Consider the following 20,056-nt stretch of genomic DNA (forward strand, 5'->3'; position numbering starts at 1 on the left):
TGGTTGTGACCCCTCGATTGATGAGTGCTCGATCAAAGGAGATCGATATGAGCGAGACCTTCGTCCTGGTGACCGGCGCCTGCCACGGCGGCTGGGCCTGGCGCCCCGTCGCGAACGAACTGCGGGCCGCCGGGCACCAGGTGCACACCCCCACACTGGCCGGCCTGGGGGAGAACGACGACCCGTCCGACGTGACCCTGACCGACTGTGTGAACAGCCTCGTGGAGTATGTCGAGCAGGCCGGCCTGGAGGACGTCACGCTGGTCGGCCACAGCTGGGGCGGGTTCGTGCTGGTGGGCGCAGCGCCCCGGCTCGCCTCCCGTCTGCGGCGGCTGGTCTTCTGGAGCGCGTTCGTGCCGAACGACGGCGAGTCGCTGATCGACGCGTGCCCGCCGCACTACGGCGAGATGTTCCGCGCCGTGGCCGCCGCCTCCGGCAACAACGGGGTGACGTTCCCGTTCGAGGTGTTCCAGCAGGCGTTCATGCAGGACGCCGACGAGGAGACACAGCGGATCGTCCACTCCCTGCTCGTGCCGCAGCCGCTCGGCACGTTCACGGAGAAGCCCGACACCAGCGCCTTCCAGGCCCTCGACATACCCACCGCCTACGTCCTGTCCGCCGAGGACCTCTCCCTCCCCGGCGAGTGGCACTGGGCCGAGCGCTTCCCCCAGCGCCTGAAGAACCCCCTGATGATCGAGACCCCCGGCAGCCACGAGGCCCTCTTCACCCGCCCCGCCGAGCTGGCCGACGCGTTCGTCCGGGCCTGCGCGATCTAGGGCCTGTCGTTTGGATCAGGTCGGCTGAGCCGACGTGGCCTCTCGGCCGACCTGAGCGGGGTGTGGTGCGTGCGGCTGCAAGGCGGAGGAGGGCGGCGACGCGGAGCGTCGTCAACTGACGACAACGCCGCAGACGCGCGTGCCACACCCCGCGACGCGCGGCATGATCCAAACGACAGGCCCTAGGCCACCTGGGCCATCCGGGCCCTTCGGGGTCGCCCCCACCGCTGATCGGAGCCTGTCGGCAGGCAACACAGGGCCGGCAGATGTACGACGGTCGGTCCCACTGAGAACTCGAGGGAAAGAGGGGGACTTGTGCAGGCCGGTGCCGTTCGCGCGACCGAACCGAACCAGCTCCGCGAAGTGGTGGGGGGAACGGTGGACGCGGCCGGCACCGGCGCCGCGCTGGGTGGTGCCGGTCGTACCGGCGGCCGTCAGGTGCTGCTCGGGACCTGGGGACCGACCCGGCAGGGCAGCACGTGGCGGGACGAGGCGGCGACTCGGCAGGGCGTCCACTGCACGGTTCCCGAGCTCTGGCGCGTGTTGGCCGAGGTGGACGCCGTGCACGGGCTCTACCACCTCCTCATGCACAACGTGTTCGCCCTCGCGCCCGACAACGTCCTCACCCCGGCCCCTGGGCGGGACTCATGGCCGGGCTCACCTTCACGGTGATCCCCTCCACCCAGCACTACGGAAGGCCGCCCTACGCCCTGGTCGTGGCCGCGGGTCGTGGTGTGCGAGCGGACTGCTGTTCACCGCCCTGACCACACGCCGTCACTCCTGGCGGCCCTGGGCGGCGTATGCCCTCACGATGCTCGTCGCCGTCCTGCTCATCGCTGTCCGCGCCGCCGGCATCCTCGGCCGGCCCGCCGATCCGGAATGGCGCAAGGTGGCCGACGGCCTGAAGATCCCGGTGGACACGACACTCAACATCCACCCCGAGTTCGAGGGCTACAACGGGCAGACCGTCATGCAGGCCGACGTCACCCTGCTGCAATACCCCTGGGCGGTGCCGATGCCGCCCAGCCCGGCCCAGAACGACCTCGACTACTACCAGGCGCGCACCGACCGGAACGGCCCGTCGATGACGGAGGCGATCGCCACCATCGCCAGTGCGGCCCTCGGATCCCCGGGCTGCCAGCCCAGATGCGCAGAGCCGTGATGGTGGCGTCATCGAGTCCATAGGCGGCGAAGGCGTCGTCGTCGGTCCACTCGGCGCCCGTGAGATTCGACTGGAGATCCTCGCGCTCGAAGCGGCCGCGGGCGTGGCGGCGGCCGAACTCTTCGAGCTCGGCATTGGTCCAGCGGCGGGAGGCGGCGAACACGTCGATCAGATCGCGGGGCGCTCCGCGGTCGGCCAGGGCACGGACCTTGGTCCCGACCACGTCCTCCTCCGCGAGGATGGGCCCGTACGGGCTCTGGGCGACCGGTCGCCAGAAGATCTCCTTGAGGATGTCGACTTCGCAGTCCTGCCCGGTGGCCGGGTCGGTCACGGTGAAGCGGGCGGACAGCGGGGCGGTCTCCAGCGCGTGCACCGTCCAGCCGCGGGCTTCCAGGCCGGCGCGGAGCGTGGCGGCGATGTCGGCCATGGGCGCCGGGTTCTCGGTGGCGACGTCGAGGTCCTGGCTGGGGCGGTTCACGAGGCGGTGTGCCCGCACGGCGTACCCACCGGTGAGAACCAGTGGATACGGGGAACCTAGCGCGATCACATCCGCCAGGAGCCGTGTGTGCAGCTCCGGCATCTCCGTCACGCGGCTGCCCGGGCGAGGGAAGCGAGCTGGGGGAAGGCGTCCTCCCACACGGTGCGCACGGTGCGGCCGACGAGGGTGCGCAGCACCGGCCACAACTGGAGGAGCAGGTCCTGGTTGAGGTAGCGGGGCAGGTCTTCGTGCAGGCCCTCGTGCAGGACGGTGCGGTACAGGCCCATGCGCTGGCGCGGTTTGCCCAGGTCGTATGAGGTCATCCCGGACCAGGCCATGTGCAGCGGCAGCTCCACGACACCGTGGGTCGGTCCGTGCAACCTGTCCAGCGACTCCGGCAGGCGGCGCCGGAACTTCTCCCGGTACAGCGCGAGGTCCTCGGCATCCGCGTCCGAGACGTCCCTCGGGGCGGGTGCGGGGTGCTGTGGGCTGGAGGGCATGACTCCATTATGGCGAGCGGAGAAGTATTGCGGGGCGTGATGTGCGAGCCGGCGTCGGAGTGAGCCGAGACGGATCCTGCCGGTGAGCTGGTTTGCGCACTGTCCTCTGCCCTGAGCAGCAGGGACGGACTGCCGGCGTGACGCTCGTTTGACGCTCTGGACGCCCGCACGCAGGGCAATGAGGCGAGAAAGGGCATCTGACCTGGTCTTTTCCGTGACTCGCTCAGGCCGACATCCTTCCGATGACGCATCATGTGGAGTGCATGGCGATTCTGGAGCCGGTGGCGAAGGGCTCCTGACCTGCGGCTTGGGCCGGAGTTGCTGGAGGTGGCGGATGGCCGCCCCTGTCGTCCGACCTTGGGGCAGGCCGAGCAGGGCGGTGATCTCCTTGCCGTTGAGGGGCACCGGGATGCCGGGCAGCCGCTCATGGACGCGGCCCGCTGAATTCCGAGGCATGCACCGGCCCCCATTCCCGCACACCGGCCCGCCACAAGGCGGCGCTCTGATCCCCGTCACCGCCCCAGAAGTCCGCTCGCACATGGGCCACCGGTCCACCCTGTGAGAGCTCACACAGCATTCTCGGCAGGTCACCGCGGAGCGCGGTGGGAATGGGCGGCAGCCCCATGCGTTTGGTGCTCCGTCACGCCGAGGTGCTGGGGATCAGCCTCGGAGCGGACAAGGCCTGTCCTGCTGAAGATCGGCTGTCATCCGCTCAGCGCGACGACGAGTTCGTCGTGATCCCACATCGAAGCGATGGACAGGCCCCTCACTCACGGCCGACCAGGTCAGTGCCGGCTCGCGGCCCGTGATGGGCTGCCCCGTGAGTGCCGTCGTCGGCGCCCATCGTTGGTGAGGACGGCGCCGTACACACGGGTTCGGCTCAGAGGCTGCCCGGTCGGACCAGGCCCGTCCTCTTGACGCCGGTCAGGATGGGGGTGACCTCGGCGGTGGAGATGTGGGCGAGGGCTCCGATGGTGTCGCTCATGAAGTGGTAAAGGGCGTCGAGGTCGGCTGCGGCAACCGCCACGAGGAGGTTGGCGGAGCCGGTGGTGGCCGAGGCGAAACGGACCTGCGGGTGGCGGCTGAGCTGTCGGCCCGTCTCCTCCAGTCCGCCGGGTGCGACCGTGACCCACAGGAGGGCTTCGGCGCGGATGCCCAGCCGTGCGAGGTCGACCTCGGTCGCGAGCCGAAGGACCTGGCCGCCGACGAGTGCCTCCAGCCGGCGTCGGGCGGAGAGAGCGGTGGTGTCGGCCCGGTGGGCGAGGTCGGTGTAGGAGGCGCGTCCGTCCTCGGTCAGCGCGGTGATCAGCTGGTGGTCGACGGGCTGGAGGGCAGGCCGGGCGGGTGCCGTCGGCATGTCCTGCCGTAGCGCGGCCAGTTCGGTCTCCGTCAGCAGACCGCCGCTCCAGTCGAATGCGGCCGGGAACACCCGCAGGAGTACGTGCGCGGTCCAGGACTGGACCGCGGGGGTGGCGGGGAGGTCGCGCAGCAGCAGGTTGTTGCGGGCGTCCGGGCCGTCCAGGAACAGGATGGTGCAGATCTCGTCCCCGCCGCCGAGGACGTCCACCCAGACGGTGTCGGGGCGGCGGGCCAGGGTGGCGGCGACGGCGCTGATCCGGTTGGGCTTGCAACGGATGCGCAGGGCCAGCGGGATCAGATCGGGGAAGTGCACGGGGTTGCGTACGGCCGTGGCCCGCAGGGTCCCGTCGCCGAACAGGGGTGCGGCACGGCGTACGACGGTGCGCTCCGAGATGCCCAGAACGCGGCCGACCGTACGCCACGAGGCACGCGGGGCAGCCAGCATCGCGGCCGCGATCCGACTGTCCGTCTCGTTGAGTTGATGGCGTGCTTTCTCCATACGGCAAGATTCTATGTCTTTCTTCCTTGAGGAGAGGTGTTGTTTCTGGCTCAGATGTTCGTGCTCGCCGAGAAAGGAGGGCGAGGCGGTCTGCTTCCGGGGTGTCCCGTATGCCGCGTCGCCGGTGGGTGAACTGCGGTTCGCGCCGCCGCAGTCGCACCCGGGCTGGACGGACGTACGGGATGCGGCGCAGGCCGGACCGTCCGTGCCGCAGGCGGCCTCCCGGCTGGAGAGGGTGCAGGGGCAGCGTGTGCCGGACTGGAACGAGGACGGCAGCCTGACCGTCAACGTCTTCACTCCGCGCCGGGTGCTGGACCGCGCGGCCCGCCCGGTCCTGGTGTGGTGGCACGGGGGCGGCTTCACCAGCGGCTCCGGTGGCTGGGACTGGTACGACGGCGCCCGTCTGGCCGCCCTGGGCGACATCGTGGTCGTCACCGCCAACTACCGTGTGGGGCCCCTGGGTTATCTGTATCTGCCGGAGATCGGCGCCGCCAACCTCGGCGCCCAGGACCAGGCCGCCGTACTGCGCTGGGTCCAGGACAACATCGCCTCCTTCGGCGGCGATCCACGCACCGTGACCGTCGGCGGGCAGTCCGCCGGCGCCTATTCCTCCCTGATGCTCGCCCTCGACCCCGCGACGAACGGATCCGTCACCCGGGTGCTGCTGCAGAGCGGCCCCTTCGGCCTGGACCCGCAGGACCCCCACCTGGCCGCCCGGAACGCCGACGCCTACCTGCGGCTGCTGGACATCCCGGACGGCGCCGACACCGCGAAGGCTCTGCGTGCCCTGCCGGTCGAGCGGCTGCTGGACGCCTACGGCCGGCTCTCCGCGCGGCTCGCAGCTCCGGGCGACGCGGCCCCGCCGATGTACCCGGTCCTCGGCGCTCCGGGCATGCCCCGCACCCGGCAACAGGCGCTCGCGGACGGCGCTTTGGAGGGCAAGCCGCTGCTGATCGGCACCACCCGCGACGAGGCGACGGCCTTCTTCGCCTTCGATCCGCGCATCCAGAACATCTCCACCGCCGGCGCCCTGGACGTCCTTACCGCCCAGATCGGGCGACAGACCGCCCAGGACGTCTATCAGCAGCACGCGGCCCGCCTCGACGAGCAGGCGACACCGGCGGAGATCTTCACCGCGGTGCAGACGGACGGGCTCTTCCGCGACGGCTCGCTGGAGGTCGCCGACCACCACGCGGCCGGGGGCAACACCACCTACGTCTACCGGTTCGACCACGCCCCGCGGAGGACCCGTACGCCCTGGGTGCCACGCACTGCGCCGAACTGCCCTTCCTCTTCGGCACCTTCGACGCCTACCCCGGCAGCCCCGTCCTCGCCGGGGCCGGTGACGCCCAGCGCACCCTGGGCCGCGAATTCGCGACCGCCGTCGCCGAGTTCGTCACCACCGGAACGGCCGGCGACTGGCTGCCCTACGCCCCGGCCACCGCGGCCCGCATCCGCCACTTCGGCTGAGAGAGGAGACCGTCATACAGGTCGGTCCACTTTGTTGTGACTGGCTCTGTCCTCGTCGCGCGGTCGCCGTTGGGATGGACCTGCTGTCGCCGCTACCGAAAGGCCGATGACCATGCCCCGCACACGCCCGTTCATGCAGGTCGATGTGTTCTCCACGATCCCTTATCGCGGCAACCCGGTTGCGGTGGTCCTGGACGGGACGGACCTGGGTGAGGAGGAGATGCAGGGCCTGGCGCGTTGGACGAATCTGTCGGAGACCACGTTCGTCCTGCCCCCGACGACCGAGGAGGCGGACTACCGGCTGCGCATCTTCACGCCCCAGGGCGAGCTTCCGTTCGCCGGGCATCCCACGCTCGGCTCCGCACGCGCCTGGCTGGACGACGGCGGCAAGCCGCGGCACGCCGACCGGATCGTGCAGGAGTGCGCCGCCGGCCTGGTCACGGTGCGGCGCGGGGACGGCACCCTGTCCTTCGCCGCCCCGCCGCGAGTCCGTGACGGAGCCCTCGACGACGCGTACCTGGAGCGGATCATCGCCGCGTTCGGCATCACGCGTGACCGGGTCCTGGCCCATCAGTGGGTGGACAACGGGCCCGGCTGGGCCGTGGTCCGGCTGGCGACCGCCGAGGAGGTCCTCGCCCTCGAACCCGACCTGTCCCTCATCCCGACCGCGATGGTCGGCGCGATCGGGGCCCACCCCGAGGGATCCGAGCACCACTTAGAGATGCGCACCTTCGCCCCCGGCGCCGGCGTCCCCGAGGACCCCGCGTGCGGCAGCATGAACGCTGGCGTCGGCCAGTGGCTCACCGCCACCGGCGCCGCACCCTCGACCTACCGGGTCTCCCAGGGCGCGCGTCTGGGACGGGCCGCCAGCATCGGGATCAACGCCGATGCGGACGGCACCGTCTGGGTCAGCGGCGCCGCCACCGTCTGCGTCCGCGGCGGCATCGCCCTCTGACCGCCCCGCCACCCGCTCACGTCGTGTCGGCGGAGAGCGTCTTCATGGTGACGTAGCTGGTCACCGTGGCCACGCCGGGAAGGGCGGCCAGCTGGTTGGCGTGGAAGTCCTCGTAGGCCGGCAGGTCGGCGACCTCGACCTGGAGCAGGTAGTCGAAGTTGCCGGTGATGTGGTGGCAGGCGACCACCTCGGTCAGCCGGGTGATCCCGCGCTCGAACGCGACCACGTCCGCGCGGGTGTGCCGCATCAGCCGCACCCCGGCGAACACCCGCAGACTGCGGCCGACCGCGGCGGGATCGATCAGCGCCCGGTAACCGCGGATGACCCCGGCTTCCTCCAGCTGCCGCACCCGCCGCAGACAGGGGGACGGCGACAGCCCGACCCGGGCGGCCAGCTCGTTGTTGCTGATCCGGCCGTTCTCTTCGAGCACGGCCAGAATCGACCGGTCCACTTCGTCCATGTGGCAGATTATTGCGCCCGAGAGTCGAGTATCACAATCGTGCGCCTGCGACGAGCGCAATTTGCTGCCAAAGTTGCCGAGATCCGCCCACTTCGAAGCGATGGTCAGCCACGCTTCATGGCGTCGTAACCGACGTCCACGGAAGGGCAGGCCATGCCGGGCAACAGCACCATCACCGTCCACGCCGATCGCGAAATCCATCCCAGCCGCGCTGTGGCACCGCCCATCTACCAGACGGCCACGTTCTCGGCCGAGGACGGCGAGACGTTCGCGCAGGGCGCCGTCGAACCGCGCGGCAAGGACTTCTACACCCGCTTCGGCAACCCCAACCACGCACAGGTCGCGGCCGTCGTCGCGGAGCTGGAGGGCGCCGAGGCGGCCATGGTCACCGCGTCCGGGATGGCCGCGCTCACCACCGCCGTGCTGGCCCTGGTCTCCGCCGGTGACCATGTCATCGGGCAGCGGTCCACCTACGGCGGCACCGGCTCGGTGCTGCTGAACCTGCTCCCGCGTCTGGGCGTGTCGACCACCCTGGTCGACCAGACCGACCCGGAGGCGTTCGCGAAGGCACTGACCCCCAAGACCCGTCTGATCCTGGTGGAAACGCCGAGCAATCCGCTGCTGCAGATCACCGACCTGCGCGCCGTCGCGGACCTGGCCCGCGCCCACGACGTGCTGACCATGGCGGACAACACCTTCGCCACCCCGCTGAACCAGCGCCCCGCGGACCTCGGCATCGACCTGGTCTGGCACAGCGCGACCAAGTACCTCAACGGCCACTCCGACGTGTCCGCCGGTGTGATCGCCGGGCCGGCCGCGCTCCTGGACCGGATCTGGGACGTCGGCCTGCTCACCGGTGCCACCCTCGGCCCGATCGACGCCTGGCTGCTGCTGCGCGGCATGCGCACCCTGCCCCTGCGCGTGCCACGGCACAACGCCAACGGCCAAGCGCTCGCCGAGGCGCTGAACGGGCATCCCGCCGTGGCCGGGGTGCACTATCCCGGTCTGGCGACCCACCCTCAGCACAAGCTGGCCGCCGCGCAGATGAGCGGCTTCGGCGGAGTGCTCGGCATCGAGTTCACCGGCGGTTTCGAGATGGCCGACGCCTTCCTCGGCCGACTGCGCTACTCCCTCCGGTCGGCCAGCCTCGGCGGCGTCGAATCCCTGGCCGTGCATCCGGCGTCCATGTGGCGCGGGATGCTCAGCGAGGACCAGATCGCCGAGTCGGTTCCGCTGGGCCTGGTCCGGCTGGCCGCGGGCACCGAGGACACCGCCGACCTGGTCGCCGACGCGCTGGCCGCCGCCGACGCCGTACTCGCCACTGCGGCGACTGCCTGAACCACCGCGCGAGCGTCGGCCGCGTGCTGCGGCCACGCCGTCCGCCCGTGCCCCACTCGTGACCGGCGCGGGCCGGCCACAGCCGCCCCCCTGAGAGTCCAGCAGCTCAACGAAGAGGTGCATGTCCATGTCCCATCTGCAGAACCGTCGCCTCGCCGGCCCCACACCCGCCGACGAGACCGACGGTGACGCACCCCGCGGTGGCGCCCCGCTCGCTCGTGGGCTCAAGCAGCGTCACCTGTCGATGATCGCCCTCGGCGGTGTCATCGGCGCGGGCCTGTTCGTCGGCTCCGGTGCCGGTATCGCGGCGGCCGGGCCGTCGATCGTCGTCGCGTACGCGCTGTCCGGCGTGCTCGTCATGCTGGTGATGCGCATGCTCGGCGAGATGTCGGCGGCGAACCCGGCCTCCGGGTCGTTCTCGGTGCACGCCGAGCGGGCCATCGGGCCCTGGGCGGGCTTCACCGCCGGCTGGATGTTCTGGACGCTGCTGTGCGTGGGCGTCGGCGCCGAGGCGATCGGCGCGGCGGGCATCATGACCGGCTGGTTCCCGGGCACCCCGTCCTGGATGTGGGTCCTGCTGTTCATGACCGCGTTCTGCGGTACGAACCTCGCTGCGGTCCGCAACTTCGGCGAGTTCGAGTTCTGGTTCGCGGCACTGAAGGTCGGCGCGATCTCCCTCTTCCTGGTCCTGGGCGGCCTCGCGATCTTCGGCGTGCTGCCCGGCACGCACGCCCCGGGCACGGCCAACCTCGCCGGTGCGGGCGGCTTCCTGCCGCACGGCACGAACGGCCTGGTCGTCGGCCTGCTCACCTCCGTCTTCGCCTACGGCGGCCTGGAGACGGTCACCATCGCGGCCGCCGAGTCGGAGCACCCGGTGCGTGGCGTCGCCATGGCGGTGCGCACTGCGATGTGGCGGATCGGCCTCTTCTACGTCGGATCCATGCTGGTCATCGTCACGCTGATCCCGTGGAGCGACCCGGCCATCGCCACGAGCGGCCCGTACGTGGCGGTCCTCGACCACCTCGACATCCCGGCCGCCGGCCGGCTCATGAACGTCATCGTGCTGGTCGCCCTGCTGTCCGCGATGAACGCCAACATCTACGGCTCCTCCCGCATGGCGTACTCCCTGATCGCCCGCGGACAGGGTCCGAAAGTCCTCGGCAAGGTCTCCGGGGGAGTGCCGCGGGGCGCGGTGATCGCCTCGTCCGGCTTCGGTTTCGTGGCGGTACTGCTGAGCTACTGGTGGCCGGAGACGGTCTTCACCTGGCTGCTCAACATGGTCGGCGCGGCCGTGCTGGTGGTGTGGGGCCTCATCGCCGCCGCCCAGCTGCGGATGCGCCGCCGGCTGGAGCGGGAGGCACCCGAGAAGCTGGTCGTGAAGATGTGGGCCTTCCCGGCCCTGACCTGGGTGGCGCTGGCCGGAGTGCTGGCGATCCTGGCCCTCATGGCCCGCCAGGGCGACACCCGCGTGCAGCTGTACTTCACCGGCGGCCTCGCCCTGGCTCTCTCCCTCATCGGCTACCTGCGGCAGAAAGCCCTGACCCCCCGAGCCTGACCGCCCGAGCCTGACCGCCAGGCACCCGATCGCCCGCGCGATCTCGACCATCCGAAACGTCCATGAAGGAGTTCAACCGATGAAAACCCTGCTCACCGGCGGCACCGTGGTCAGCATGGACCCGTCCGTCGGCGATCTCGCCCGCGGTGACGTGCTCATCGAGGACGGCGTGATCGTCGAGGTCGCCGCACGGATCGACGCGCCGGACGCCGAGATGATCGACGCGACCGACCGGATCGTCATGCCCGGCTTCGTCGACAACCACCGCCACACCTGGCAGACCGCGTTCCGAGGCGTCGGCGCGGACTGGACGTTCCCCGAGTGGGCGGTGGCCATGCACGGCACGGTCAAACCCCACTACCAGCCCGAGGACGTCTACGCGGGCACCCTGCTCGGCCGCCTGGAGGCCCTCCACTCCGGTGTGACCACGATGCTGGACTGGTACCACGTCGCACAGACCCCGGAGCACGAGGACGCCGCCGTCGCCGCGCTGCGGGACGCACCGGGACGGTCGATCTTCTGCCTCGGCGCCGGCTGGGGCACCCCCGACCCCGTCGACGCCGCCGTCCGCCGCGTCCGCGCCGACCTGACCGGGGACGGCCTGGTCACCATGGCGCTGGGACTGCGCGGCCCCGAGGCCACGGACCTGGACACCGTCGCCCGGGAGCTGGAGCTGGCGGCCGGACTCGGCCTGCGCACCAGCATGCACGTGGACGTCGTAGGCGGGGCTGTCGCCGATCTGCGCGAGCACGGTCTGCTGCGGGACACCACCACCTTCGTGCACGGCAACGGGCTCGGCGACGAGGAGCTGCGGATGCTCGCCGACGCGGGGAGCTCGCTGTCGATCAGCCCGGACGTCGAGCTGAAGATGGGGTTCGGATCGCCGATGACCGGCCGGGCGCTGGCCGCCGGCCTGCGCCCGACGCTGTCCGTCGACGACGTCCCGTCCGTCGGCGGCGACATGTTCTCCACCATGCGCACCGCCTTCGCCGTGCAGCGCGGCCTGGACGGCGGCCTGCGCTCCCGGGAGCTGCTCGCCTTCACCACCGTCGACGCCGCCGCCTCGTGCGGGCTCGACGGCCGAACGGGCAGTATCACTCCCGGCAAGGACGCCGACGTCATCCTGCTGCGCGCCGACGACCTGACCGTGTTCCCGGTCACCGACCCGGCCGCCACCATCGTCAGCGCCGGCCACCCCGGCCTGATCGACACGGTTCTCGTCGCCGGCCGCGTGGTCAAACGTGATGGCGTGCTGGTGGACGTGGATCTGCAGACGCTGCGGACCCGACTGCTGGAATCACGCGACCGGATCGCGGCAGCCGCCGGCGTTCCGCTCGACGGCACATGGCGTCCGCAGCCGGTATCGGAGTAAGCAGCCGGTATCGGAGTAACCGGTATCGGAGCAAGGGGACTCGGCCACCGGGGTGTGCGGCGGGTGCTTTCGACTGAACCGATGTCGCGTTTCAGTCGTGTCGACAGCGGGGTCCGTGTTCCGCGCATCGAGGTGGGCCCCGTCCGAGCGGGCGGAGACCGGCAGCGGCGCCGGGAGTGCTGTCCGACGCACCATGCGTTTGTGAGGAGTCGACATGGCACAACCCCTGCTGCGGACCGAGTGGCCGATCGGTCCGGTCGACGTCATGAGGCCGGCCGCCGTGCGGGCGGGCCGGACCTCCGCCGCCCCCGCCGCGCGGCGTACGGCGCCGGCTGACGGGCGCGCCGAGGCGACCGTCGTGGTGGGCATCGCCGACCGCGAGGTGCTGGTCCGCGGCGGCATCCGGGCGGCGCTCGAGCGGGCCCACGGCATAGACGTCGTCGCGGACACGGGCGACGAGAGCGCCGCGATCGAGATGACGCTGCGCCACCGGCTCGGCGTGCTGCTGATCGACAGCGGCATGGCGGGCACGCGTGGGGCCTGGGTCACGCGCACCGTGCGCCGCCTGTCCCCCTCGACGGCCGTGGTGGTGCTCGCGTCCTCGCCGGGCGGCGGTGACCTCGACCGTATCCTGCGGGCCGGTGTCGCAGGCTGCCTGCACAAGAGCGGCAACCCGCAGGACCTCGTCGCGGCGGTACGGGTGGCGGCCACGGGCGGAGCGGTCCTGTGCCCGGAGGTCGCCAAGCACGTCCTCGACAGCGTCGCCCGGATCGACACCGAACGCGTCGAGCGGGCGCGTGAACTCATCGGCGGCCTCACCCCGCGGGAGCTCGAGGTCCTGGCGCTCGTCGCCCAGGGCATGGCGAACAGCGAGATCGGACGCGCGCTGCACCTGAGCGAAGGGGGCGTGAAGGCCCACATCAGCCGTCTGCTGACCAAGCTCGGCTGCGGGAACCGCGTGCGGGCCGCCCTCATCGCCCAGGACGCCGGGCTCACCGAGGGCCTCACGGCCGACCCGGCCAGTCCAGCCAGTCCAGGGCCGCGTCTCCCATGATCCATCGGAGATCGCCCGCGCTCAGGAACGACAGGGCGTCGGTGAACAGTTCGACGTTCTCGCGGTAGGGGCACGGCAGTCGGGTCCAGTCGCTGCCCCAGAGCATCCGGCGCGGGCCGAAGGCGTCGAACACGCGCTCCAGGGGCTCGTGGAGGTCGTGGAACGGAAACGGCAGCCTCGAATGGCAGGGCAGTGCCGTGGCCTTGACCGCGACCCGCGGGTGGCGCGCAAGCGCGATCAGATCCCCGAGGTGTCCGAACGCCTCGGGGGTCCTGGCGTCCACCGGCACGGCCAGGTGGTCGACGATCAGACGCAGGTCCGGGAAGCGCCGGGCGACCTCGCCCAGCGCCGCGCTCATGCCGGGGGCGTAGACCATGACCGGCAGCGCGGCGGCGTTCGCCGCGGTCCAGAACCAGTCCAGGTCGCCGGCGCGGAACCGGGTCCGCCACGGGTCGCGGTGCAGCGTGACCCGGACGCCCAGGCTGCCCGGGCGGTCCCGCCAGCGGGCCAGCAGCCGTGCCTGCGCGGGGTCGGTCAGCGGGATCCGACCCATCACGGCCAGTCGGTCGGGATGCCGCGCCGCGGCCGCCCACGCCAGATCGTTGCGGTCGCCTTCCCAGGAGGGCGGCACGAGAACCGCGCGGTCGACCCCCGCGGCGTCCAGCACCGCGAGGGTCTCGCGCGCCGTGACCGGTCCGGCGCGGTGGGCGGTCGCCGCGCCACCGGCCGGCCACGGCCGGGCCGGTGTGTCGGCGCCCCAGATGTGGACTTGCGCGTCGACCAGCCTCATACCTTCACGCCTTCACACCTTCACGCCGTCATGCCTGCACACCGTCATGCCTGTACGGGCACGCAGCGGTGCGGTGACAGGTCGCTGATGTACTTCGCCTCGACGCCCGACCTGGCCAGGTACTCCAGACACAGCCCGACGCGCTGGACGCGCTGGCGGATGGTGTTCTCGTTGACCGGGTCGTGCGGGTGGGACTGGGCGCTCGCCCCGATCTTCAGCATCATCGGCGCGCAGATCTGCACCAGTTCGGGCACCTCGTAGAACCGGATGAAGCCGCCCTTGCTGCCGTAGACGTCCGTCGGCAGATCGATCGTCAGCCGCGGAGAGCCCCTGCGGATCTCCTGGAGCACCCCGAGCCCGAGGTCGTGGGTGGTGGTGACGCTGTCCGCGCCGTTCTCCGCGTAGATCCGCGAGGTCATCGGGTTCGACACGATGCAGTGCGAGGACGCCTTGAGCATCAGGTCGGCGGGCAGTTCGCCGGCGGCCCGCATGTCGGAGAGCAGGCGGATGACGCCGAGGTCGTACGCGATCAGACCGCGGCAACCCAGCTCGGTCAGCCGGTACGCCTCCTCGACGCTCTGCGCGATCGCGTCGTTGTTGTTGATCCGCCGGCCCTGGGAGGCGCCGAATCCGCCGCGGTAGAAGGCCGCCTTACGGTCGTACTCCGGGCGCGGGCCGAGCGCGAACAGCATCCCGACGCCGTTCTCCCGGCACAGCCCGAGCATGTCCCCGACCTCGGAGTCGGACAGCAGCATCGCGCCGAGCGTCTCGTTGAAGCGGGTGACCGGCAGTCCCTCGGCCTGGAGCAGGCGGAGCGTCGCGTCGAGCACCTTGAAGCTGTTGACGACCGGGATCTCGACGCCGTAGTGCCCGCCGTCCGCGAACTCCACTCCGGAGGGCTCGAGTTCGATCTCGTCGCTGTGAGGCAGGCCGTTGTCCCTCAGGTACCGGCGGGCCCGTGACGCGCCGCGGGTGACGGCGGATCCGAAGTCGATCGACATGTTCTCCCCTTCTGATCCTGAAGCGATTTCCAGCTGCCGGCACATTCGTGGACGGCAATCGAGATTGGAAGCTAGCGGCGGCGCCCCGGAACGACGCACGGTCCCACGCATCTGTGGCCGAATTTCCTGTCGGCTGCCGGATTCCGGGTAGCCGAAGGATTCAAAACCTCGATTCATTTATTTCGCGTCATGTACCCCTGGCTGCAAAGCACTTCGGCCCACAAGGAGGGCACGGATGAGCCATGCCGATACCGCGACGGTCGGCCTGCTGCACCCCGGCCGGATGGGCGGCGGGTTCGGTGGCGCGCTGGCCGGCGCGGGTCACCGGGTGCTGTGGTGCCCGGCGGGCCGGAGCGCCGCCACGGCGCGGCGGGCCGAGGAGTTCGGTCTGGAAGCGGTGGACGACCTCGCGCACCTCGCGGCGCACAGCGATGTGATCGTCTCGATCTGCCCGCCGCACGGTGCGCCGCAGGTCGCCGCGGCGATTGCCGGAACCGGATTTCGGGGACTGTTCCTGGACGCCAACGGCACGACCCGCGCGGTGCTGCTCGACCTGGCCGCACGGCTCTCGGCGGCGGACGTCCGCGTCGTCGACGGCTGCGTCATCGGACCGTGTCCCCAGGACGCTCCGGGCGTCCGGCTGCACCTCGCCGGCGACAAGGACGATGTCGCCCGGGTCATCTCGCTGTTCGAGGGAACCGGAATTCGGGCGCTGGACACCGGCGGTCCGCTCGGCGCCGCCTCGGCCCTCAAGACGTCCTACGCCACGTATCAGAAAGTCGCCTACGTGTTGGCGGGCATCGCCTACGCCTACGCGGACGCCCACGGCGTCATCGAACCGCTCATCGGGGAGGCCTCGTTGATAACCCGTTCGCCTTTGACCGAAGTAATCGAAGACGAAATGCTGCCCAGTGTCGCGTCACGCGCCTGGCGATGGGGGCCCGAACTCGCGCAATGCGCCGACGCCTTGCGCGAGGAGGGTCTCCCGGGCGACACCGCCGATGCCGCGGTACGGGTCCTGGAGCGCTGGTTCCCGGTCCGCGACGCGTTCGACGGGGACACCCGCCGTGCCCTCGACCTGTTGGGCGGCCGGCGGTGAGCGCGCCGCAGGAGCCCGCGCGGGCGGAGGCCGTGGTCGTCGGGGCCGGGCTGATCGGCATGTTCACCGCCCTGTCGCTGGCCCAGCGGGGCATCGACGTCGTACTGATCGACGACGTCGTCCACCAGAAGCGCAGCTTCAAGGTCGGTGAGTCGTTCCTGGTGTCCACGGCCCTGCCGCGCACCATCGGCCGGCTCGACAAGTTCCTCGACGAGGAGTGCTTCGTCAAGCTCGGGGTCTGGTTCACCGAGGGCATGGAGGGCGCCGAGAGCTTCGCCCCGCGCAGCGAATGGAGCATCGCGCCCCTCAGCGAGCACACCCTCGCCCGGCAGTCGGAGGACCACCGGGACCACTACCTGTTCAAGAGCGCCGAGGACAAGCTGTGGTTCCGGTGCCTGGCGGTGGACCAGCAGATCGTGCGCCCGGAGGCCGAGGACGAGATCCGCACCACGGTGCGCGCGCACCCGCGCATCCGCTTCCTCGACAGCGCACGCGTCGTGGACGTACGCGTGGAGGCCGACGCCCCGAACACCGTGCGCTGGGCCGACCGCAACGCCTCGACGCACGGAGAGGTGGTCGCCGACTGGATCGTGGACTGCTCGGGGCGCAACCGGATGCTCGCGCGCAAGTTCGGCCACGCGATGGAGAAGGAGGTCATCGCACAGGACGGATTCCAGACCACCTCGATCTGGGGCCAGTTCACCGACATCACCGACGAGCAGTTCGCACCGGTCTGGGAGTACCGGGATCCCAACGGCGGCTCGACCCCGCGCGACAAGTACACCGTCCACCTGTGGGGCGAGGGCTACTGGATCTGGGTCATCCGCCTGTCCAAGGACCGTATCAGCGTCGGCGTGATCTTCGACCAGCGCACCCCGCTGCCCGGCGACACGCCCCGCGGGCAGTTCTTCGGGCTGATCGACCGCTATCCGGTGCTGCGGGACGTGCTGACCGAGCCGCGGCTGCTGGAGTTCCGGATGTACCGCAACACCCAGTACATGACCGACACGTTCGTGCACCCGCACGGCTACGGCATGGTCGGGGACTCCTCCTCGATCATCGACGCCTACTACAGCCAGGGCATCGGCCTTTCCTGCCAGCAGTTGTGGCACCTCACGAACGTCATCGAGGCGCAGGTGCGCGGCGGCACGCCGGAGCACGCGTACATCGACCGGATCAACCGCAACGCGCGGCAGGACTGGCTGATGATCCGCAACATGCTGCGGGAGAAGTTCACGCCTGCCATCCGCGACCCGCGCTACTTCCTGCTCACGCATCTGATGGACCTCGTCGTGCTCTGGTCGACCGGGACGGCGCGCTCGGACTTCGCCACCTGGCTCGTGCACACCGACGGCGAGACGAAGCGCGAGGGCGCGCGGGAACAGCGGTTGCGCCGCCGGCTGAGCAAGCGCCTCTTCTACAGCGCGTCCCAGCCGTGGGCCTGGCTGCCGCCGGAGACGGTGCAACGCGTCCAGGCACACCTGCAACGGAAGATCGCCGAGCGGGCGCGGTGGCGGCTGGACCACGGCAGCGAGGTCCCCGGCTTCCACTGCCAGATCTCGATCGCGCGTCCGCTGCCGCGGCTGTGGCGCGTGTTCACGGCCCGCGCGGCCGGCGTCGTGGACGTCTCGCCGCTCGACCGGATCGCGCCCGCGGCGCTGCGGCGGCCCTCGGCCCGTCGCCCCTGGACGCACCGGATCCCGATGAGCGTCAACACACGCCTGAACTGGGTGCTCAACCTGCGTACCCATGGCGTCATCGCCATCTTCGCGTACGGATACCTGCTGGACGCGGCGGACACGGCGGTACGCAAGGCCCGCCACCGCCTCTCGGGCCGCCACCGCCCGGTCACGGTCCCGGCTGGCGCCGGCGACCCGGCCGAGGCGCCGACGCCCGCCGAGCCGCTCCCGCCCACCGCCCCGAGACCCTCATGACGGCCTGACCCACCCGGGGCCGGCAGTGGATCATCGGTCGAACACCAGTCGATCACCAGTCGATCACCAAAGGAGGCAGGTCCACGATGCTCGACGACTCGACGATCGCCGCGGTTCTCGCCGCGCTCGCCGTGGCCGTGTTCGCGTGCGCGCTGTTCGGCGCAGGGGCACGTGTACTGCGGCAGCCCCCGGTGATCGGACAGATCCTGGCCGGGATCGCGCTCGGTCCGAGCCTGCTCGGGCGGCTGCCCGGCGATCCGACCGCCCGGCTGTTCCCGGCGCACGTCCTGCCCTATCTCGGCATGCTGGGGCAGGTCGCGGTGACGGTCTTCATGTTCTCCGTCGGACACGAACTGACCGCCCACCGCCGTCAGGCGGCCGGCCGAGCCGTGGCCGCGGTCGCGGCCGGCGCCCTGTTGGTGCCGATGGGCCTCGGTGCCGCCACGGCCGTGCTGGGGCGCGCCGAGTTCGGCGCCGCCGGAGAACCGCAGGCCGGCAGCGCCACCTTCGTCCTCTTCATGGCGGTGGCCGTCTCCATCACCGCGCTGCCGGTTCTCGCCGCGATCGTCCGGGACCGCGCGCTCGACGGCACCCGCGCGGGTACGGTGGCGCTGGCCTCGTCGGGCCTGATGGACGCGGTGGCCTGGCTCACCCTCGCGGCGATCACGCTGGGCGCCGCCACCGCGGACGGGCGGCGGGCCGGGGTGCGGCAGGTGGGCCTGCGGCTCGTCCTGCTGCTCGTGCTCGCCGCGGCGCTGCTGGGCGTCGTCAGGCCGCTGCTGCGCCGCTGGATGCGCAGCCCCGCCACGGCGCCGTATCACCTTCCCGTCGCGTTCGCCCTCGCCGGGGGTGCGGCGGCGGCGACCACCGCCCTCGGACTGCACGCGGTCTTCGGCGGTCTGCTCGCGGGCGCCGCCATGCCCCACCCGCACGAAAACCCCGTTCCAAGCCCTGATCCAAAGCCCGATCCAAAGCCCGTTCCAAGCCCCGATCCAGGTTCCTTCCTCACCGCCTCCGTCCACGCGGTCGAATCCCTCCTCCTCCCCCTGTTCTTCATCACCACCGGCCTCGCCCTCGACATCGGCTCCCTGCGCCTCGGCGACTTCGTCCTCCTCGCCGTGGTCTGCGTCGTCGCCTGCGTGGGCAAGCTCGGCGGCGCATACCTCGGGGCCCGCTTCGGCGGCCTGCCCCGGCAGTCGAGCGCGACCGTCGCCGTCCTGCTCAACACACGTGGACTGACCGAACTCATCGCCCTCAACCTGGGCCTGGCCTCGGGAGTCATCCACCAGCGCCTGTTCACCGTCCTGGTGCTGATGGCCGTCATCACGACGCTGATGACCAGCCCGCTCCTGACCGCCCTCGGCCATCGCGCGGACCATCGGCGACCGCCCGGGCCCCGCCCCCGTCAACTCCCCGCCCAGAACCAGAAAATCGCGCAGTGTTGACTCGCGGACTACCCGATGGCGGTCCGCCGCGACCGCGTCGTTGGTTAGGGTGACGGACAGGGACTGATTCCGGCGCCGGTGGGAGGGTGCGGTGCATCGCCTCTCCCGATCGGTGCTGGACCCCTCGCTGCGTGGGCTGCTCGGGCTGATCGCGGGCCTCGCCGCGCTGGTCGTCGTCCTGCTCGGGGTCGTGTACGCCGGCCACAGTCGGCCCGGGACGCTGGACGCGTGGATCCAGTCGGCGGTGGACGGTGTGGGGCCGCCGTGGCGGGACGTCGCTCTGGGCATGGATTTCCTGGGGGAGCCGGGGGGAGCGGTGATGCTCGTCGGGGCCGCGGTGACCGGCTGTCTGCTGCTGCGGCTTCCTCGTGCGGCGGTGCTCGTCGTGGCCGGCCCCGGGCTGGCCGTGGTGACGGCGACGCTGCTCAAGTCCCTGGTGGGACGCACCATCCACGGCGAGGACAACCTGTCGTACCCGAGCGGGCACACCGCCTTCGCCACCGCGCTCGCCCTCGTGGTGGCGCTGCTCGTGACCGGCCGCCTCGGTCTCGGCAGGACGGCCGGCACGGCACTCGTGCTCGCCGCGGCGCTGGTCGCCGGCGCCGCCATGGGCTGGGCGCAGGTCGCCCTCGGCGCGCACTACCCGACCGACGTCCTCGGCGGCTGGTGCACCGGGCTGGCGGTGACACCGGCGATCGCGTGGCTGGTCGACCGGACGGCTGACCGGACGGCTGACCGGACGGCTGACCGGACGGCTGACCGGCCGGCCGACCGGAGGGCCGACGCCGGTCAGCCGGAGCGTCCCTGAC

18 protein-coding genes and 1 pseudogene are annotated in these 20,056 nt (G+C 71.3%); 13 read left to right on the top strand and 6 right to left on the bottom strand.

Going from position 1 to position 20,056, the window contains the following annotated elements:
- Window positions 1–47 precede the first annotated feature (47 nt).
- The 3 genes from ABZ464_RS18360 to ABZ464_RS18370 all read left to right on the top strand — a co-directional run bounded on the left by ABZ464_RS18360 (window position 48) and on the right by ABZ464_RS18370 (window position 1,938).
- Window positions 48–776 carry an alpha/beta fold hydrolase gene (locus ABZ464_RS18360; protein ID WP_359277849.1) on the top strand — a complete coding sequence of 243 codons (729 nt, stop codon included), beginning with the start codon at window positions 48–50 and terminating at the stop codon, window positions 774–776.
- 363 nt (window positions 777–1,139) lie between these two features.
- Window positions 1,140–1,448, top strand: coding sequence for a hypothetical protein (locus tag ABZ464_RS18365; RefSeq protein ID WP_359277852.1), 309 nt, complete (start codon window positions 1,140–1,142; stop codon window positions 1,446–1,448).
- Window positions 1,449–1,587: 139 nt separating this feature from the next.
- Window positions 1,588–1,938 carry a hypothetical protein gene (locus ABZ464_RS18370; protein WP_359277997.1) on the top strand — a complete coding sequence of 117 codons (351 nt, stop codon included), beginning with the start codon at window positions 1,588–1,590 and terminating at the stop codon, window positions 1,936–1,938.
- Here ABZ464_RS18370 and ABZ464_RS18375 read toward each other — a convergent pair.
- The 3 genes and pseudogenes from ABZ464_RS18375 to ABZ464_RS18385 all read right to left on the bottom strand — a co-directional run.
- A pseudogene (locus ABZ464_RS18375) lies at window positions 1,916–2,518 on the bottom strand (nucleotidyl transferase AbiEii/AbiGii toxin family protein); the annotation flags it as partial. The gene ABZ464_RS18370 and the pseudogene ABZ464_RS18375 sit on opposite strands and share 23 nt — an antisense overlap.
- Window positions 2,519–2,523: 5 nt before the next feature.
- Complete coding sequence (locus tag ABZ464_RS18380; RefSeq protein WP_359277855.1) at window positions 2,524–2,916, bottom strand: hypothetical protein; 393 nt, start codon at window positions 2,914–2,916, stop codon at window positions 2,524–2,526.
- Window positions 2,917–3,796: 880 nt separating this feature from the next.
- A complete protein-coding gene (locus ABZ464_RS18385) occupies window positions 3,797–4,774 on the bottom strand; it encodes an Lrp/AsnC ligand binding domain-containing protein (RefSeq protein WP_359277858.1) in 978 nt (325 codons plus the stop codon).
- A 124-nt stretch (window positions 4,775–4,898) separates the two neighbouring features.
- Here ABZ464_RS18385 and ABZ464_RS18390 point away from each other — a divergent pair, with 124 nt between their 5' ends.
- A complete protein-coding gene (locus ABZ464_RS18390; protein ID WP_359277861.1) occupies window positions 4,899–6,284 on the top strand; it encodes a carboxylesterase family protein in 1,386 nt (461 codons plus the stop codon).
- 66 nt (window positions 6,285–6,350) lie between these two features.
- The gene (locus tag ABZ464_RS18395; RefSeq protein WP_359277864.1) at window positions 6,351–7,199 is read left to right on the top strand and encodes a PhzF family phenazine biosynthesis protein; all 849 of its coding nucleotides are present in this window, start codon (window positions 6,351–6,353) and stop codon (window positions 7,197–7,199) included.
- 16 nt (window positions 7,200–7,215) lie between these two features.
- Here the strand turns inward: ABZ464_RS18395 and ABZ464_RS18400 are convergent, their stop codons facing one another.
- Window positions 7,216–7,659, bottom strand: coding sequence for an Lrp/AsnC family transcriptional regulator (locus tag ABZ464_RS18400; protein WP_359277867.1), 444 nt, complete (start codon window positions 7,657–7,659; stop codon window positions 7,216–7,218).
- Window positions 7,660–7,812: 153 nt separating this feature from the next.
- Between ABZ464_RS18400 and ABZ464_RS18405 the strand changes: the two genes are divergently transcribed.
- The 4 genes from ABZ464_RS18405 (at window position 7,813) to ABZ464_RS18420 (ending at window position 12,978) form a co-directional block, all read left to right on the top strand.
- The gene (locus ABZ464_RS18405; RefSeq protein WP_359277870.1) at window positions 7,813–8,997 is read left to right on the top strand and encodes an aminotransferase class I/II-fold pyridoxal phosphate-dependent enzyme; all 1,185 of its coding nucleotides are present in this window, start codon (window positions 7,813–7,815) and stop codon (window positions 8,995–8,997) included.
- A gap of 244 nt (window positions 8,998–9,241) precedes the next feature.
- Complete coding sequence (locus ABZ464_RS18410) at window positions 9,242–10,552, top strand: amino acid permease (RefSeq protein WP_359277982.1); 1,311 nt, start codon at window positions 9,242–9,244, stop codon at window positions 10,550–10,552.
- Between the two features lie 79 nt (window positions 10,553–10,631).
- A complete protein-coding gene (locus tag ABZ464_RS18415; RefSeq protein ID WP_359277873.1) occupies window positions 10,632–11,924 on the top strand; it encodes an amidohydrolase family protein in 1,293 nt (430 codons plus the stop codon).
- Window positions 11,925–12,138: 214 nt separating this feature from the next.
- Window positions 12,139–12,978, top strand: coding sequence for a response regulator transcription factor (locus ABZ464_RS18420; RefSeq protein WP_359277876.1), 840 nt, complete (start codon window positions 12,139–12,141; stop codon window positions 12,976–12,978).
- Here ABZ464_RS18420 and ABZ464_RS18425 read toward each other — a convergent pair.
- Both ABZ464_RS18425 and ABZ464_RS18430 read right to left on the bottom strand, forming a co-directional pair.
- Window positions 12,929–13,768, bottom strand: coding sequence for an amidohydrolase family protein (locus tag ABZ464_RS18425; protein WP_359277879.1), 840 nt, complete (start codon window positions 13,766–13,768; stop codon window positions 12,929–12,931). The genes ABZ464_RS18420 and ABZ464_RS18425 overlap by 50 nt on opposite strands.
- Window positions 13,769–13,812: 44 nt before the next feature.
- Entirely contained in the window at window positions 13,813–14,769 is a 957-nt protein-coding gene (locus ABZ464_RS18430; RefSeq protein ID WP_359277882.1) for a hypothetical protein, read from the bottom strand.
- 235 nt (window positions 14,770–15,004) lie between these two features.
- Between ABZ464_RS18430 and ABZ464_RS18435 the strand changes: the two genes are divergently transcribed.
- The 4 genes from ABZ464_RS18435 (at window position 15,005) to ABZ464_RS18450 (ending at window position 20,055) form a co-directional block, all read left to right on the top strand.
- Window positions 15,005–15,868: a DUF1932 domain-containing protein gene (locus ABZ464_RS18435; RefSeq protein WP_359277885.1), complete on the top strand. Its 864-nt coding sequence runs from the start codon at window positions 15,005–15,007 to the stop codon at window positions 15,866–15,868.
- Complete coding sequence (locus ABZ464_RS18440) at window positions 15,865–17,802, top strand: FAD-dependent monooxygenase (RefSeq protein ID WP_359277888.1); 1,938 nt, start codon at window positions 15,865–15,867, stop codon at window positions 17,800–17,802. Before ABZ464_RS18435 ends, ABZ464_RS18440 begins: the two co-directional genes overlap by 4 nt.
- Before the next feature lie 86 nt (window positions 17,803–17,888).
- Window positions 17,889–19,247 carry a cation:proton antiporter gene (locus tag ABZ464_RS18445; RefSeq protein ID WP_359277891.1) on the top strand — a complete coding sequence of 453 codons (1,359 nt, stop codon included), beginning with the start codon at window positions 17,889–17,891 and terminating at the stop codon, window positions 19,245–19,247.
- A gap of 91 nt (window positions 19,248–19,338) precedes the next feature.
- A complete protein-coding gene (locus ABZ464_RS18450; RefSeq protein ID WP_359277894.1) occupies window positions 19,339–20,055 on the top strand; it encodes a phosphatase PAP2 family protein in 717 nt (238 codons plus the stop codon).
- The last annotated feature ends 1 nt before the right edge of the window (window position 20,056 follow it).

This window comes from Streptomyces sp. NPDC005820, assembly GCF_040630255.1.
In the GTDB taxonomy this organism is placed as follows: Bacteria; Actinomycetota; Actinomycetes; order Streptomycetales; family Streptomycetaceae; genus Streptomyces.

Excerpts from the sequence above, each read along its gene's own strand:
- ABZ464_RS18360 (WP_359277849.1), top strand. The coding sequence starts at position 48 with ATGAGCGAGACCTTCGTCCTGGTGACCGGCGCCTGCCACGGCGGCTGG.
- ABZ464_RS18370 (WP_359277997.1), top strand. The coding sequence starts at position 1,588 with ATGCTCGTCGCCGTCCTGCTCATCGCTGTCCGCGCCGCCGGCATCCTC.
- ABZ464_RS18380 (WP_359277855.1), bottom strand. The coding sequence starts at position 2,916 with ATGCCCTCCAGCCCACAGCACCCCGCACCCGCCCCGAGGGACGTCTCG.
- ABZ464_RS18385 (WP_359277858.1), bottom strand. The coding sequence starts at position 4,774 with ATGGAGAAAGCACGCCATCAACTCAACGAGACGGACAGTCGGATCGCG.
- ABZ464_RS18395 (WP_359277864.1), top strand. The coding sequence starts at position 6,351 with ATGACCATGCCCCGCACACGCCCGTTCATGCAGGTCGATGTGTTCTCC.
- ABZ464_RS18400 (WP_359277867.1), bottom strand. The coding sequence starts at position 7,659 with ATGGACGAAGTGGACCGGTCGATTCTGGCCGTGCTCGAAGAGAACGGC.
- ABZ464_RS18405 (WP_359277870.1), top strand. The coding sequence starts at position 7,813 with ATGCCGGGCAACAGCACCATCACCGTCCACGCCGATCGCGAAATCCAT.
- ABZ464_RS18410 (WP_359277982.1), top strand. The coding sequence starts at position 9,242 with ATGATCGCCCTCGGCGGTGTCATCGGCGCGGGCCTGTTCGTCGGCTCC.
- ABZ464_RS18415 (WP_359277873.1), top strand. The coding sequence starts at position 10,632 with ATGAAAACCCTGCTCACCGGCGGCACCGTGGTCAGCATGGACCCGTCC.
- ABZ464_RS18420 (WP_359277876.1), top strand. The coding sequence starts at position 12,139 with ATGGCACAACCCCTGCTGCGGACCGAGTGGCCGATCGGTCCGGTCGAC.
- ABZ464_RS18425 (WP_359277879.1), bottom strand. The coding sequence starts at position 13,768 with ATGAGGCTGGTCGACGCGCAAGTCCACATCTGGGGCGCCGACACACCG.
- ABZ464_RS18430 (WP_359277882.1), bottom strand. The coding sequence starts at position 14,769 with ATGTCGATCGACTTCGGATCCGCCGTCACCCGCGGCGCGTCACGGGCC.
- ABZ464_RS18435 (WP_359277885.1), top strand. The coding sequence starts at position 15,005 with ATGAGCCATGCCGATACCGCGACGGTCGGCCTGCTGCACCCCGGCCGG.
- ABZ464_RS18445 (WP_359277891.1), top strand. The coding sequence starts at position 17,889 with ATGCTCGACGACTCGACGATCGCCGCGGTTCTCGCCGCGCTCGCCGTG.